Raw genomic sequence first — 14602 nt, forward strand, 5'->3', positions numbered from 1 at the left:
CATAACTTTAGCCCAAAGCGGGCGTGGGGCTGTCACTTGCTGAAAAAAGTTTCACGGCGCCAGTGATTGAATCCCGTGCCGCTACACCCCATCTTTGACGCTGTCCGTTGTCCTGCTACCCCACGAGGTCGCCCCATGAACACTGAAGAACAAACCCTGATCGACGGCCTGTTCGGCCGCATCAAGCAAGCCGAAGACCCAAGCCAGCCGCGTGACGCGCAGGCCCAGGCGTGCATCGAGCAACACCTGCGCCAGCAGCCGGCGGCGCCTTACTACATGGCCCAGGCGATTTTGGTGCAGGAGGCGGCAATCAAGCGCCTCGACGAACAGAACAAGCAGCTGGAGGCCGAGTTGAAGCAGGCCCGCGCCCAGGCCGAGGCGGCACAGGCTGGCAACGGCGCACCGGGCAGCGGCGGCGGTGGTTTCTTGTCCAGCATCTTTGGCTCGGGCGGGCGCAATGCGGCGCCGGCTGTGCAGCCTCAGCGCCCTTCGGCGCCGCCTGCAGCATCCGGTGGTGGCTGGCGCGAGCCGTCGGCACCGGGCTTCTCCCAGGCTCAGCCGCAACCGCAGCAGCCAGGCTTTGGCGCTGCGCCGGCGCGCGGCGGTGCCAGCAGCTTCCTCGGTGGGGCCATGCAGACCGCAGCCGGTGTGGCCGGTGGTGTGTTGCTGGCCCAGGGCATCAGCAGCCTGTTCAACCACAATTCACAGCCCGAGGAAGTGGTCGAGGTAATCAAGGAAGAGCCAGCACCGGCCAGCGACAGCGGTGGCTGGAACGATCAGGGCGGGCAGCAGCAAGTGGCTGACAACGGTGGTTGGGGCAGTGACCAGGGCGGTTATGCCGACACCGATTACGGCAGCGACGATGGCGGGTTCTTCTCGGACGACGATTCGTACGTGTGACAGGTCTGGCATACTGCTGGCAATTTTGGGGGCGCTTTGCGCCCCTTCGCGGGCCAGACATGAGGTTCCCAGGTGAAAAAGATCGCGCTGTTCGCCGATGTGCAGAACCTCTACTACACCGTGCGCCAGGCCCACGGGTGCCATTTCAACTACACCGCGTTGTGGGCCGACGTCATCCGTGAAGGCGAAATTGTCGAAGCGGTGGCCTATGCCATCGACCGTGGCGACAGCAAGCAACAGCAGTTCCAGCAGATTTTGCGCAACCTTGGTTTCGATGTGCGCCTCAAGCCTTTCATCCAGCGCAGCGATGGCTCGGCCAAAGGGGACTGGGATGTGGGTATTACCCTGGATGTGATCGATGCGGCCAGCCGGGTCGACCAGGTGGTGCTGGCCTCTGGCGATGGCGACTTCGACCTGCTGCTGGAACGGGTGATCCAGCGCCACGGTACAGAGGCCGTGGTGTATGGCGTGCCTGGGCTTACCGCATTGTCGCTGATCCGTGCGGCCACCCGTTATGTGCCCATCGAGGGTAAGCTGTTGCTCAAACATTGAGGCCCCTTCATGGAACGTATTGCTGTCATCGACTTTGAAACTACCGGCATCAGCCCTGGCGCCGGCTGCCGCGCCACCGAAGTGGCAGTGGTGATGCTGGAAGGCGGGCGTATCGTCGAGCGCTACCAGAGCCTGATGAACGCTGGCGTGCCGGTACCGGCCTTCGTCGCCGGGCTGACCGGGATTACCACCGCCATGCTGCGCAGCGCACCACCGGTGGACAAGGTTATGACGAAGTGGCCGAGTTTGTCGGCGACACCCCGCTGCTGGCACACAACGCGGCGTTCGACCAGAAGTTCTGGGACTACGAACTGAGTCGCATCGGCCGTAGCCGCAGCCAGTCGTTCGCCTGCTCCCTGCTGTTGTCGCGGCGCCTGCTGCCGATGGCACCGAACCACAAGCTGGGCACCCTGACCCGCTGGGCCGGCCTGCCGGACACCGGTACCGCGCACCGGGCCATGGCCGATGCCGAGATGGCCGCCAACCTGCTGCAGCACCTGGTAGGCGAACTGCGCCAGGCCCATGGTATTCAGCAACTGTCCCATGGCCTGCTTTGCCGTCTGCAGAAAGTGCCTGCCGCAAAGGTACGTGAAACCCTGGCCAAGTTCCGCTAAGGCCACCGTCCAAGCTGTGCGCACCAAAAGTGTGCCGCTCATTTGAGCCCGTTCTGTAACGTAACTTCACCCAGGCAGGCCGTTAAACTGAATCACCCGTAAACGGATTTCGAGTTTTTCCCATGCCTGCCGCCCGTCGCTTCCCGTTGCTGCTCATTGGTGCTTTCCTGGCCTTGTACCTGGTCTGGGGCTCTACCTATCTGTTCATTCGTATTGGCGTGGAGAGCTGGCCGCCGATGCTCATGGCTGGTGTGCGCTTCGTGATTGCTGGGGGGCTGCTGTACGGTTTTCTGCGCTGGCGCGGTGCGCCGGCGCCGACCTGGGCGCAGTGGCGGGCGGCAGGGGCAATCGGCTTTCTGCTGCTCAGCTGTGGCAACGGCGGTGTGACCGTGGCCGAACATGCCGGGGTGGCATCGGGCGTGGCGGCGCTGGCGGTGGCGACAGTGCCCTTGTTCACCTTGCTGTTCGGCCTGTTGTTCGGGCACCGCAACTCGCGGCTGGAGTGGGCGGGGATTGCCCTGGGGCTGGTGGGTATCGGCCTGCTGAACCTGGGTTCGAACTTGCAGGCAAGCCCGGTGGGTGCTGCCCTGATCATTTTCGCGGCGGCGTCGTGGGCGTTCGGCTCGGTGTGGAGCAAGACCTTGCCATTGCCCAAGGGGCCGATGGCCAGCGCGGCGGAAATGCTGGTGGGTGGCGCGGCGCTGTTGCTGGGCAGCGTGCTGTCTGGCGAGCGTATGACGCAGATGCCGACCGCGGCCGGCTGGGGGGCGTTGGCCTACCTGGTGTTCTTTGGCTCGATCCTGGCGTTCAGCGCCTACATGTACCTGCTCAAGAACGTACGCCCGGCGGCGGCCACCAGCTATGCCTACGTCAACCCGGCGGTTGCCGTGCTGCTGGGCATCGTCTTTGCCGGCGAACAGATTGGCGCAGAGGAGTGCGTGGCCATGGCGGTGATTATCGGTGCGGTGGTGCTGATCGGCCTGCCACAGTGGCGCAAGGCACCTGCGCCTGCGCAGCCGCTGGAAGGCGAAATCTGCAAGTAGGCCGGGGTGATGCGGTAAACTTGCCGCCTTCGCTGAACCCCCTGACGGTATTGCCATGAATTTCGCCAAACTCGGCCTGATCGAACCGCTGCTGCGCACCCTGCAGCAGCTGGACTACACCACCCCGACCCCGGTGCAGGCCAAGGCCATCCCCGCCGTGCTGGCCGGCCGCGACCTGATGGCCGCAGCCCAGACCGGTACCGGCAAGACTGCAGGCTTTGCCCTGCCCGTGCTGCAGCGTCTGGCGCTGGAGGGCGAGAAGGTGGCCAGCAACTCGATCCGCGCGCTGGTGCTGGTGCCTACCCGCGAGCTGGCCGAGCAGGTGCACAACAACGTGCGCGAGTACGCCGAGAACCTGCCGCTGAGCACTTACGCGGTGTACGGCGGCGTCAGCATCAACCCGCAGATGATGCGCCTGCGCCGTGGCGTCGACCTGTTGGTGGCCACCCCGGGCCGCTTGCTCGATCTGTTCCGGCAAAACGCGGTCAAGTTCAACCAGGTGCAGACCTTGGTGCTGGACGAAGCCGACCGCATGCTCGACCTGGGCTTTGCCGAAGAACTGCAATCGGTGTACGCCGCGCTGCCCCGCAAGCGCCAGACGCTGTTGTTTTCCGCCACGTTCTCTGACCAAATTCGCGTGCTGGCCGGGCTGGCCCTGAACGACCCGATCAGTATCGAAGTGAGCCCGCGCAACGCCACCGCGACCAGCGTCAAGCAGTGGCTGGTACCTGTGGACAAGAAGCGCAAGGAAGACCTGTTCTGCCACCTGCTGCGCAAGCAACGCTGGACGCAGGTGCTGGTATTTGCCAAGACCCGTAACGGTGTCGACCAACTGGTGGCGCGCTTGCTGGCCGAAGGCGTGAACGCCGACGGCATCCACGGTGACCGCCCGCAGGCCACCCGCCAGCGTGCGCTGGACAGCTTCAAGGCCCGCGAGATTCAGGTGCTGGTGGCAACCGACGTGGCGGCCCGTGGCCTGGATATCGACGACCTGCCGCTGGTGGTCAACCTCGACCTGCCGATCGTTGCCGAGGATTACGTGCACCGCATCGGCCGTACCGGGCGGGCGGGTAACAAAGGCGAGGCGATTTCGCTGGTGTGCGCGGATGAAGTGCAGTTGCTGGGGGCTATCGAAGTGCTTACCCGGCAGACCCTGCCACGTCATGAAGAGCCGGATTTCATCCCTGATCACCGGGTGCCGATGACCGACGCCAGTGGCCAGGTGATCAAGAAGCCGAAGAAACCTAAAAAGCCGAAAGAGAACAGCGCCAAGCGCGGGCTGGGGCGCTGGATGGACAGTGGGGACCCGGAGCCTGCTGTGAAGGCGGTGCGCAAGGTGCCGAGCTTCAATGGTGGGCCGCGTAAGCGTAAGCCTTGAGTTTTTTGGGGCCGCAAAGCGGCCCCAAAAATCTGTCAGGAAACCCGCGTAACCCAATCCGCCGCCGCCCGCCCGGCGCGCAACCCGCTGGCGAAGCAAGCCGTCAGCAGATACCCCCCGGTCGGCGCCTCCCAGTCCAGCATCTCGCCGGCACAGAACACCCCCGGCATGCCCTTGACCATCAACCCCTCATCCAGCCCCTCGAAGCGTACCCCGCCGGCACTGCTTATTGCTTCATCCAGTGGCCGCGTACGCACCAATGTGATCGGCAATGCCTTGATCGCCTGCGCCAGTACCAGTGGGTCGGCAAAGGTCGCCTGATCGGTCAGCTCGCGCAGCAGCGCCGCCTTCACACCATCAATGCCCAGCTGGCTGTGCAGATGCTTGGCCATGGAGCGCGAACCGCGTGGCTTGGCCAGTGCCTGGGCAATTTTGTCCACAGGCTTGTCCGGCAGCAGGTCGAGCAGCAGGACCCCTCGGCCTTCGCGGTTGATGGCCTCACGCACCGGCGCCGACCAGGCATACACCAGGCTGCCTTCAACACCCTGCGCGGTGAGGATGAACTCGCCCTTGCGCGGGGCGCTGCCGGGGACGCTGAGGGCAATGTTCTTCAGTGGTGCACCCGCGAATTTTTCCTTCAGCAATGCGCTCCAGCCTTCCACCTCAAACCCGCAGTTGCTGGACTGCAAAGGCGAGATATCCACAGCCCGTTCGGCCAGCAATGGCTGCCAGGCGCCATCCGAACCAAGCCGCGCCCAACTGCCGCCACCCAGCGCCAGTACCACGACTGCAGCCTTCACCGCGCGCTCGCCCTGTGGATAAGCGATCCGCAAGGCACCGTCGGCGTTCCAGCCCAACCAGCGGTGGCGGGTGTGGATAACTACCCCGCTGTCGCGCAGGCGCTTGAGCCAGGCGCGCAGCAATGGCGCGGCCTTCATGTCGGTGGGGAACACCCGCCCCGAGGTGCCGACGAAAGTTTCGATGCCCAGGCCGTGAATCCACTGTCGCAAGGCGTCGGCGTCGAAGTCGCGCAGCAGCGCATCGACTTCGCCCTGGCGCTCGGCATAGCGTGAAACGAACGCTGGGTATGGCTCGGAGTGGGTGATGTTCATGCCGCCAACCCCCGCGAGCAGGAACTTGCGCCCCACCGAAGGCATGGCGTCGAACACCTCGACCGCCAGGCCTGCCTGGGCCAGCGCTTCGGCGGCCATGAGGCCGGCGGGGCCGCCACCGATAACGACGGCGAGGGGAGGGGAGGCGGGGTTCAGATCGGGCATGGTGGGCAGCAGGCTGTGGAAAAGATGCGCATTCTAGCGCAGCGCTGCCCATGGAAGCACTGGTCAAAAAACGATCAGAGTTCTGCAGGCCTTGTGTACAAAGGGCTACAGCGCCTTTCCCGCAGGTTATCCACAAGCGGTTCCACAGTCATTGTGAACAACCGATGACGCGTGCCGCGCTGTGGTGCAGGATGCCATGGCGCCTGGCCAACGCTTCGCGGTCCTTGCTGTAGCCGCCGCCGATTACGCCAACCACCGGGATGTCACGGCCCAGGCAATGGCGCAGCACCGCTTCGTCACGGGCGGCCAGGCCGGCGTCGGTCAGTTGCAGGTAGCCCAGGGCGTCGTCCTTGTGCACATCGACGCCGGCGTCATACAGCACCAGGTCGGGTTGATAGAGCGGCAGCAGGTAGTTGAGGGTGTCATCCACCACCTTCAGGTAGGCCGCATCGCCCATGCCCCGAGGCAGGGGAATGTCCCAGTCGCTCTGCGCCTTGCGGGCCGGGAAGTTCTGTTCGCAATGCAACGACACGGTTATGGCTTCGGGGGTGTCGTGCAGGATGCGCGCGGTGCCGTCACCCTGGTGCACATCGCAATCGAAGATCAGTACCCGGTGTACCCGGCCAGCCTCCAGCAGGTAGCGGCTGATCACGGCCAGGTCGTTGAAGATGCAGAAGCCGGCGGGGTGGTCGTAATGGGCATGGTGGGTGCCACCGGCGAGGTGGCAGGCGATGCCATGTTGCAGCGCCATCTCGGCGGTCAGCAGCGAGCCACCCACTGCCCGCACCGTGCGCCGGGCCAGGGCTTCGCTCCAGGGCAGGCCGAGGCGACGCTGGTCCTCGCGGGACAGGTCGCCGTTCATGTAACGTTCGATGTAGCCACGGTCGTGGGCCAGGGCGAGGATGTCGTTGGGGCAGATGTCCGGGCGCAGCAGCGCCTGGTCGGTGGTCAGCCCGCTGTCGACCAAGTGGTCATGCAGCAGGCGGAACTTGTCCATCGGGAAGCGGTGTTCGGCGGGGAACTCCGGGCTGTAGTCTTCGTGGTAGATCAGCGGCAACGGCATGGGTGGGGTCGCAATCAGGGCCAGTGCTGATCTTGCCATGGCCGGGGCCGCTTTGCTGCCCAATCGCCTGTAGGAGCAGCCTTGTGCTGCGAAAGGGCCGGTATGACAAACAAGTGTCTGTGGCAGTAATGGCCTCTTCGCAGCACAAGGCTGCTCCTACAAGGGAATTGTGATTGCCTGCATCACTTGGCGGTGCTGGCCAATACGCGTTGCCAGTCAGGTTTGTTCAGCCTCCCGCCTGTCTGGGGCCGGTGAAGGGCGTGTGAAAATTGCATTCGGCTGCTGCCGGTTGGGTGAAACCCGCGCCCGCGCCTACGCTGTAAACTGCAAGGCGGTAAACCGGAGCAGGCCCAATGACCCCCATCCTCCAACTGGAAAGCGCACGGCTGGTGCTGCGCCAATGGCATGACGATGATTTGCGCGAGTTCGCCGCGCTGTGTGCCGACCCCCAGGTGATGCGCTACTTTCCGGCGCCGCTGACGCGCGTTGAGGCGGCTGCGTTGATCGGCCGTGTGCGCGGGCATTTCAATGAGTACGGCTTTGGCCTGTGGGCGCTGGAGCGCAAAGACAGCGGCGCGTTCATCGGCATGACCGGGTTGCTCAATGTCAACTTCGAGGCACCCTTTGCCCCGGCGGTGGAGATCGGCTGGCGCCTGGCACGTCGCCACTGGGGCCTGGGCTTTGCCAGTGAGGCGGCGTGGACCTGCCTGCGTTGTGCTTTCGCCCAATTGCGCCTGGAAGAAGTGGTGTCGTTCACTAGCGAGAGCAACCTGCCGTCGCAGAAGGTGATGCAAGCCATCGGCATGCAGCAGGACCTGAACGGCAGCTTCGAACACCCCCGCCTGGCCGAGGGCCATCCGCTGCGCCCGCACGTGCTGTACCGCATCGACCGCGCACACTGGGAGCGCACCCTGCGCGCCTGAATGCACGGCCATGCCCGGCGCGAATGACAAACCCTGTATCATTTGCCTTCATAACGAGCGCTGTAGAGACGTGTTGCCTTGCGAGGAGAACCCCCAATGAGTCATGTGTTGGACGACCTGGTCGACCTGTTGAGCCTCGAATCCATCGAGGAGAACCTGTTCCGTGGGCGTAGCCAGGACCTGGGCTTCCGTCAGCTGTACGGTGGGCAAGTGCTGGGCCAGTCCTTGTCGGCGGCCAGCCAGACGGTCGAGGATGCTCGCCATGTGCATTCGTTGCACGGCTACTTCCTGCGCCCGGGCGATGCCAGCCTGCCGGTGGTGTACTCGGTGGACCGCGTGCGCGATGGCGGCAGCTTTAGCACCCGGCGGGTAACGGCGATCCAGAAGGGCCAGACCATCTTCACCTGCAGCGCGTCGTTCCAGTACGACGAGGTAGGTTTCGAGCACCAGGCACAAATGCCAGACGTGGTCGGCCCGGAAAACCTGCCGAGCGAGGTGGAGCTGGCCCGCGCCATGGCCGACCAGTTGCCCGAGCGTATTCGCGACAAAGTGCTGTGCGCCAAGCCGATCGAGATCCGCCCGATCACCGAGCGCGACCCGTTCAACCCCAAGCCCGGCGACCCGGTGAAGTACGCCTGGTTCCGCGCCGACGGCAGCCTCCCGGACGTACCTGCCCTGCACAAGTACCTGCTGGCCTATGCCTCGGACTTCGGCCTGCTGACCACGGCGTTGCTGCCGCATGGCAAGTCGGTGTGGCAGCGCGACATGCAGATCGCCAGCCTCGACCATTCGCTGTGGTTCCATGGCAACCTGCGGGCCGACGAGTGGCTGCTTTACGCAACCGACAGCCCCTGGGCCGGGAATTCTCGCGGTTTCTGCCGCGGCAGCATCTTCAACCAGGCCGGGCAACTGGTGGCATCGTCGAGCCAGGAAGGCCTGATTCGCCATCGCAAGGACTGGGCATGAGCCTGGGCGAGGTGCGTAACTGGGTGTTCGACATGGACGGCACCCTGACCGTGGCCGTGCATGATTTCGACGCCATTCGCGTGGCGTTGGACATCCCGGCCGAGCACGACATCCTCACCCATCTGGCGGCCTTGCCGGCAGATGTAGCAGCGGCCAAGCATGCCTGGTTGCTGGAGCACGAACGCGACCTGGCGGTTGCCTCCACGGCGGCCACCGGCGCGGTGGAGCTGGTGCGCGAGCTGGCCGGGCGGGGGTGCCGGCTGGGTATTCTGACCCGCAATGCCCGCGAGCTGGCGCATGTGACGCTGGAGGCCATCGGCCTGGCAGACTGCTTCCCGGTGGAGCACATTCTGGGGCGTGACGAAGCGGCGCCCAAGCCGAGCCCGGACGGGCTACTGAAGATCGCCAGTGCCTGGGGCGTGGCGCCGGGCGAGCTGGTGATGGTGGGGGATTACCGGTTTGACCTGGACTGTGGGCGTGCTGCAGGTGCGCGCACGGTGCTGGTGAATCTGCCGGATAACCCGTGGCCAGAACTGGTGGACTGGCATGCGGCCGATTGCCGAGCGCTGAAGGTGATGCTGGGCTGATTTTGTGTCGGCAATGCGGGCCTCTTCGCGGGCATGCCCGCTCCCACCGGTATTGTGCAAGTCTCAGGTCTGTGGTGCCGGACCTGTCTATGCTGAACCCCATTCTTTCCTCTGATACGGAGACCCACCCATGACCAGCAAGGCCATCTACGTACAACCCGGCGGCGGCTACGACAAGGTCGAGGTCGGCACCAGCGAGGCCCAGGCCCCCAAGGCCGGCGAAATCACCGTGCGCCTGCACGCCAGCTCCCTCAACTACCATGACTTCGCCGTGGTCAGCGGCATGTGGGGCCCGAGCGAGCGGCGTATCCCCATGGCCGATGGCGCTGGCGAAGTGGTTGCGGTGGGCGAAGGCGTCAGCGAGTTCCAGGTCGGCGACGATGTGGTCAGCACCTTCTTCCCCGACTGGCTCGACGGCCAGGCCACTGTCGAGGGCTTTGCCCGGGTGCCCGGTGACGGCCTCGACGGCTATGCCCGCGAACAGGTGACCGCCCGCGCGACCGCGTTCACCCTGGCGCCCAAAGGCTTCAGCCATGCCGAAGCCGCTACCCTGACCACCGCTGGCCTTACCGCCTGGCGTGCGCTGATGAGCGACGACCACCTCAAGCCTGGCGACACGGTGCTGGTGCAGGGCACCGGTGGTGTGTCGATCTTCGCCCTGCAGTTTGCCAAGCTGGCTGGCGCCACCGTGATCGCCACATCGTCCAGCGACGCCAAGCTGGAGCGCCTGAAAGCGTTGGGCGCCGATTACCTGATCAACTATAAGAGCACCCCGGCCTGGGGCGAGAAAGTGCGCGCGCTCACCGACAACCGTGGTGTCGACCATGTGATCGAGGTGGGTGGCCCGGCGACGCTGGAACAGTCGATGATTGCCGCGCGCATCGGTGGGCATGTGTCGCTGATCGGCATCCTTACCGGCGTGGCCGGTCAGCTGCCGCTGGTGCAGGCGCTGGTGCGGCAGATTCGCCTGCAAGGTGTGCTGGTGGGCAGCCGCGCCCAGCAGCAGGCGATGGTGCGCGCGATCGATGCCAACGGCCTGCGGCCGGTGGTGGACAAGCACTTCGAACTGGAGCAGATCGTCGAGGCGTTCCGCTACCAGGAAAGCAACCGGCATTTCGGCAAGATCTGCCTGACCTGGTGAGGGCTGGATTCCCACACGCCCTGCCCATACGCGGTACCTGTGGGAGCGGGCGTGCCTGCTAAGGGCTGCGCAGCGGCCCCTAGTCCGGCAGCAAACGGTCGCGGCTGTTGGACAGGTGCAGGCATACCGCCGCCCGCGCCGCGTCCGGGTCTTGCCGGCGGATGGCATTGAGGATTGCCTCATGCTCCAGGTTGGCCAGGTACGCCTGCCGCGCCAGCTTCGCCCCGCCGCGTTCGGCCAGGGCCATGCGGTTGCGCGGGATCAGGCTGTTGCCCAGATGCAGCAGCATTTCGGTGAAGTACAGGTTGCCGGTGGCCTCGGCAATCAGCAGGTGGAAACGCCGGTCGGGCTCGATACAGCTGTCGCCGGCGGCTGCCAGGTCCTGGTAGTCATCCAGCGCCTGGCGCATGCGCACCAGGTGCCCCTCGTCACGGCGCAGCGCAGCCAGGGCGGCGGCCTGGCCTTCCAGGCCAATGCGCAGCTCCAGCAGGTCGCGCACATTCGCCGCGCTTTCCGCCGCGATGCGCAGCCCGGCCTGGGCCTGGCGCTCCATCACGAAGGTACCGATACCGTGGCGCGGCTCCACCAGCCCGGAAGCCTGCAACTTGGACAAGGCTTCACGCACCACCGTGCGGCTGACGCCATGCTCGCGCACCAGTGTGTTCTCTGAGGGCAGCTTGTCACCCGGCTTGAAGGTGCCCAGCAAAATCTGCTGGGTCAGGCTGGAGACCAAGTCATGGGCACGGCTGTGGCCGCGTTTGCGGGTGTGTTCGGGTTCCATGGTGTGATCCGTTTCGCGCTGTACTTGTACGACAAGTTAATCCATCAAATTATTTTTTGCCGATTTTTTCTGCCTCCAAGCTGGCATTTGACTTCTCTACTTTTGAAAGATCGCAGCATATTGGCATTGTGACAGCTTGTATTTTGCCATTTTGCCGACACTGTTGATCTTGTCGTACAACATCGTCGCGAATATGCTCATCTCACTGCCATGTCAGACAACCAAGACCCGCACAAAAACAATTAGTGGGAGATTCGCACGTGAACGACACCCTCGCTCCGTCTGCCCGGAATGACGGCGACGCCCTGGCCAGTGCTGTAGCCAAGGTCAAGCGCCATGTCCTGCCGCTGTTCGTCATCATGTTCATCGTCAACTACCTCGACCGCGTCAATATCGGTTTCATCCGCCCGCATCTGGAAAGCGATCTGGGCATCAGCGCCGCGGCCTACGGCTTTGGCGCCGGCTTGTTCTTCATTGGCTACGCGTTGTTCGAAGTGCCTTCGAACATGCTGCTGCAAAAAGTGGGGGCGCGGCTTTGGCTGACCCGCATCATGTTCACCTGGGGGCTGGTGGCCACGGCCATGGCCTTTGTGCAGAACGAAACCCAGTTCTACGTGCTGCGCTTTCTGCTGGGTGTTGCCGAGGCGGGCTTCTTCCCCGGGGTGATCTACTACTTCACCCGCTGGCTGCCAGGCGCCGAGCGCGGCAAGGCGATTGCCATTTTCCTCAGCGGTTCGGCGCTGGCTTCGCTGATTTCCGGGCCGCTGGCCGGGGCGTTGATGCAGATCCAGGGCCTGGGCATGCATGGCTGGCAGTGGATGCTGTTCATCGAAGGCATGGCCTCGGTCGCCTTGTGCTTCTTCGTGTTTTTCTGGCTGGACTCCAAGCCGCAGGATGCCAAGTGGTTGAGCCAGACTGAGCAGGACGCGCTGGTGGCCACCATCGACCGCGAGCAGCGTGAGCGCGAAGCCGTTGGCACGGTCAAGGCTTCGGCCTGGAGCCTGCTCAAGGACCGCCAGATCGTGCTGTTCTGCGTGATCTACTTCTGCATCCAGTTGACCATCTACGCCGCCACCTTCTGGCTGCCCAGCATCATCAAGCGCATGGGTGACCTCAGCGACCTGCAGGTCGGCTTCTTCAACTCGATCCCGTGGCTAATCTCGATCCTGGCCATGTACGCCTTCGCCGCTGGCTCTGCGCGCTGGAAGTTCCAGCAGGCCTGGGTAGCCGGTGCCCTGGTGGTCGCGGCCATCGGCATGTTCATGTCCACCACCGGTGGGCCGGTGTTCGCCTTTGTCGCCGTGTGCTTCGCGGCCATTGGTTTCAAATCGGCATCGTCACTGTTCTGGCCGATCCCGCAGGGTTACCTGGATGCCCGCATCGCGGCGGCAGTGATCGCCCTGATCAACTCGGTCGGCAACCTCGGCGGCTTTGTTGCCCCCACCACCTTCGGCCTGCTGGAGCAGCAGACCGGCTCGATCCAGGGCGGGCTGTATGGCTTGGCCGTGACCTCGGTGCTGGCGGCCATTGCCATCTTCTTCGTACGCACTCGCCCAAAGGGCGCCCCTTCCGATGACCTCAAGGCCCCCTCGGCCCTGGGCCAGACCCACTGAATACTGCGAGACAACAATCATGAATATGCAGACCAATCCCGCCGTTCATACCAGCACCCCGGTGGTCACCGACCTGCGGGTGATCCCCGTGGCCGGCCATGACAGCATGCTGCTGAACCTCAGTGGCGCCCATGGCCCGTATTTTACCCGCAACGTAGTAGTGCTGCGCGACAGTGCTGGCAATACCGGGCTGGGCGAGGTGCCTGGCGGTGAACAGATTCGCCAGACCCTGGAAGACGCCCGCAGCCTGGTAGTCGGCCAGCCGGTCGGCCACTACCAGCGCGTGCTCAATGCCATGCGCCAGGCCTTTGCCAGCCGGGACTCGGCGGGCCGTGGCCTGCAAACCTTCGACCTGCGGATTACCGTGCATGCGGTAACGGCCATCGAGTCGGCGATGCTCGACCTGCTTGGCCAGCACCTCAACGTGCCCATGGCGGCTCTGCTGGGCGAGGGGCAGCAGCGCGATGCGGTGAAGATGCTGGGCTACCTGTTCTACATCGGCGACCGTCAGCAGACCGACCTGGCCTACCGCAACGAGGCCGATGCCGATGACGACTGGTTCCGCGTGCGCCACGAGAAGGCCTTGACCCCGGAAGCGGTGGTGCGCCTGGCCGAAGCGGCCGAGCAGCGCTATGGCTTCAGCGACTTCAAACTCAAGGGCGGCGTGCTGCGTGGCGAGGAGGAGATGGAGGCCGTGACGGCGCTGGCCGAGCGCTTCCCCGAAGCGCGCATCACCCTTGACCCCAACGGCGCCTGGTCACTGAAAGAGGCCATTGCCCTGTGTCGCGACAAGCATCACGTGCTGGCCTATGCCGAAGACCCCTGCGGCGCCGAGAACGGTTACTCGGGCCGTGAGGTGATGGCCGAGTTCCGCCGTGCCACTGGCCTGCGCACCGCCACCAACATGATTGCCACCGACTGGCGGCAGATGGGCCATGCGATCCAGTCGCAGGCTGTGGATATTCCGCTGGCCGACCCGCACTTCTGGACCTTGCAGGGCTCGGTGCGGGTGGCGCAGATGTGCAATGACTGGGGGCTGACCTGGGGTTCGCATTCGAACAACCACTTCGACATTTCGCTGGCGATGTTCACCCAGGTGGCGGCTGCGGCGCCGGGCGAGATCACCGCAATCGACACCCACTGGATCTGGCAGGATGGCCAGCGCCTTACCCGTGAACCGCTGCGCATAGTGGACGGGCACGTGCGGGTACCGGCCCGGCCGGGGCTGGGGGTGGAACTGGATGAGGACCAGTTGGCCAAGGCCCATGAGTGCTACCGCAACATGGGGTTGGGGGCGCGGGATGACAGTGTGGCGATGCAGTTTCTGATTTCGGGCTGGCAGTTCGATAACAAGCGGCCTTGCCTGGTGCGTTGAAGCGATTGCAGGCCCAGTGTGGGCAAAGAGAGCCCTGGGTGACCGGGGCTTTTTTGTGGGTGGCTGAAAATACCTGGGCCTGTGCTGGCCTCTTCGCAGCACAAGGCTGCTCCTACAGGTACCCCGCTGCCCTTGAGACTTGTGCGGTCCCTGTAGGAGCAGCCTTGTGCTGCGAAGAGGCCGGCACTGGCAACACACATCCAAATGAAAAACAAAAGCGCCAGATGGCCCGATGGCGCGATCGGGCATGCCATTCGCGACATCTGGCGGTAATGGAACTGCCCTGTCGTGATCGAACAGTTCCGGGGCGTTCTCGTGTAATTTCCCGCAGCCCTGCGAGGCTTAAATGAAGCCCGAACCGCACGGACACGTTGCTCTGTGATGCGCGC

Annotated in this window: 13 protein-coding genes and 1 pseudogene; 11 read left to right on the forward strand and 3 right to left on the reverse strand. The window is 64.4% G+C overall.

The features are described from left to right. The first annotated feature begins 135 nt into the window (after window positions 1-135). The 5 genes and pseudogenes from SB756_RS23155 to SB756_RS23175 all read left to right on the forward strand — a co-directional run bounded on the left by SB756_RS23155 (window position 136) and on the right by SB756_RS23175 (window position 4487). Window positions 136-900, forward strand: a complete 765-nt coding sequence (locus SB756_RS23155; RefSeq protein ID WP_341796849.1) for a DUF2076 domain-containing protein — start codon at window positions 136-138, stop codon at window positions 898-900. 72 nt (window positions 901-972) lie between these two features. Further along, window positions 973-1452 carry an NYN domain-containing protein gene (locus SB756_RS23160; RefSeq protein ID WP_341796848.1) on the forward strand — a complete coding sequence of 160 codons (480 nt, stop codon included), beginning with the start codon at window positions 973-975 and terminating at the stop codon, window positions 1450-1452. 9 nt (window positions 1453-1461) lie between these two features. Then, a pseudogene (locus SB756_RS23165) lies at window positions 1462-2066 on the forward strand (PolC-type DNA polymerase III). Window positions 2067-2188: 122 nt separating this feature from the next. After that, complete coding sequence (gene yedA, locus SB756_RS23170; protein WP_410912010.1) at window positions 2189-3109, forward strand: drug/metabolite exporter YedA; 921 nt, start codon at window positions 2189-2191, stop codon at window positions 3107-3109. A gap of 55 nt (window positions 3110-3164) precedes the next feature. Then, a complete protein-coding gene (locus tag SB756_RS23175) occupies window positions 3165-4487 on the forward strand; it encodes a DEAD/DEAH box helicase (protein ID WP_016501688.1) in 1323 nt (440 codons plus the stop codon). 35 nt (window positions 4488-4522) lie between these two features. On the opposite strand, the gene SB756_RS23180 is transcribed toward SB756_RS23175, so the two are convergent. Together SB756_RS23180 and SB756_RS23185 are read right to left on the reverse strand one after the other, a co-directional pair. After that, on the reverse strand, window positions 4523-5764 hold the full coding sequence (locus tag SB756_RS23180; protein ID WP_341796846.1) for a TIGR03862 family flavoprotein: 1242 nt from the start codon (window positions 5762-5764) through the stop codon (window positions 4523-4525). 148 nt (window positions 5765-5912) lie between these two features. Further along, a complete protein-coding gene (locus tag SB756_RS23185) occupies window positions 5913-6827 on the reverse strand; it encodes a histone deacetylase (RefSeq protein ID WP_016489319.1) in 915 nt (304 codons plus the stop codon). Window positions 6828-7180: 353 nt separating this feature from the next. Between SB756_RS23185 and SB756_RS23190 the strand changes: the two genes are divergently transcribed. The 4 genes from SB756_RS23190 (at window position 7181) to SB756_RS23205 (ending at window position 10444) form a co-directional block, all read left to right on the forward strand. Next, the gene (locus SB756_RS23190; protein WP_049274282.1) at window positions 7181-7750 is read left to right on the forward strand and encodes a GNAT family N-acetyltransferase; all 570 of its coding nucleotides are present in this window, start codon (window positions 7181-7183) and stop codon (window positions 7748-7750) included. A 96-nt stretch (window positions 7751-7846) separates the two neighbouring features. Further along, window positions 7847-8716, forward strand: coding sequence for an acyl-CoA thioesterase II (tesB, locus tag SB756_RS23195; RefSeq protein WP_410912012.1), 870 nt, complete (start codon window positions 7847-7849; stop codon window positions 8714-8716). Then, complete coding sequence (locus tag SB756_RS23200) at window positions 8713-9303, forward strand: HAD family hydrolase (protein WP_028614113.1); 591 nt, start codon at window positions 8713-8715, stop codon at window positions 9301-9303. The genes tesB and SB756_RS23200 overlap by 4 nt, the downstream gene beginning before the upstream one ends. Window positions 9304-9433: 130 nt before the next feature. Next, window positions 9434-10444 carry a zinc-dependent alcohol dehydrogenase family protein gene (locus SB756_RS23205; RefSeq protein ID WP_410912014.1) on the forward strand — a complete coding sequence of 337 codons (1011 nt, stop codon included), beginning with the start codon at window positions 9434-9436 and terminating at the stop codon, window positions 10442-10444. 79 nt (window positions 10445-10523) lie between these two features. Here SB756_RS23205 and SB756_RS23210 read toward each other — a convergent pair whose 3' ends face one another. Then, window positions 10524-11225, reverse strand: coding sequence for a FadR/GntR family transcriptional regulator (locus SB756_RS23210; protein WP_341796843.1), 702 nt, complete (start codon window positions 11223-11225; stop codon window positions 10524-10526). A 260-nt stretch (window positions 11226-11485) separates the two neighbouring features. Between SB756_RS23210 and SB756_RS23215 the strand changes: the two genes are divergently transcribed. Continuing rightward, complete coding sequence (locus SB756_RS23215) at window positions 11486-12838, forward strand: MFS transporter (protein WP_341796842.1); 1353 nt, start codon at window positions 11486-11488, stop codon at window positions 12836-12838. 19 nt (window positions 12839-12857) lie between these two features. Next, entirely contained in the window at window positions 12858-14213 is a 1356-nt protein-coding gene (gudD, locus tag SB756_RS23220) for a glucarate dehydratase (protein WP_341796841.1), read from the forward strand. Window positions 14214-14602 lie beyond the last annotated feature (389 nt).

The sequence above is a fragment of the Pseudomonas sp. SIMBA_068 genome (assembly GCF_046534705.1).
GTDB lineage: Bacteria > Pseudomonadota > Gammaproteobacteria > Pseudomonadales > Pseudomonadaceae > Aquipseudomonas > Aquipseudomonas putida.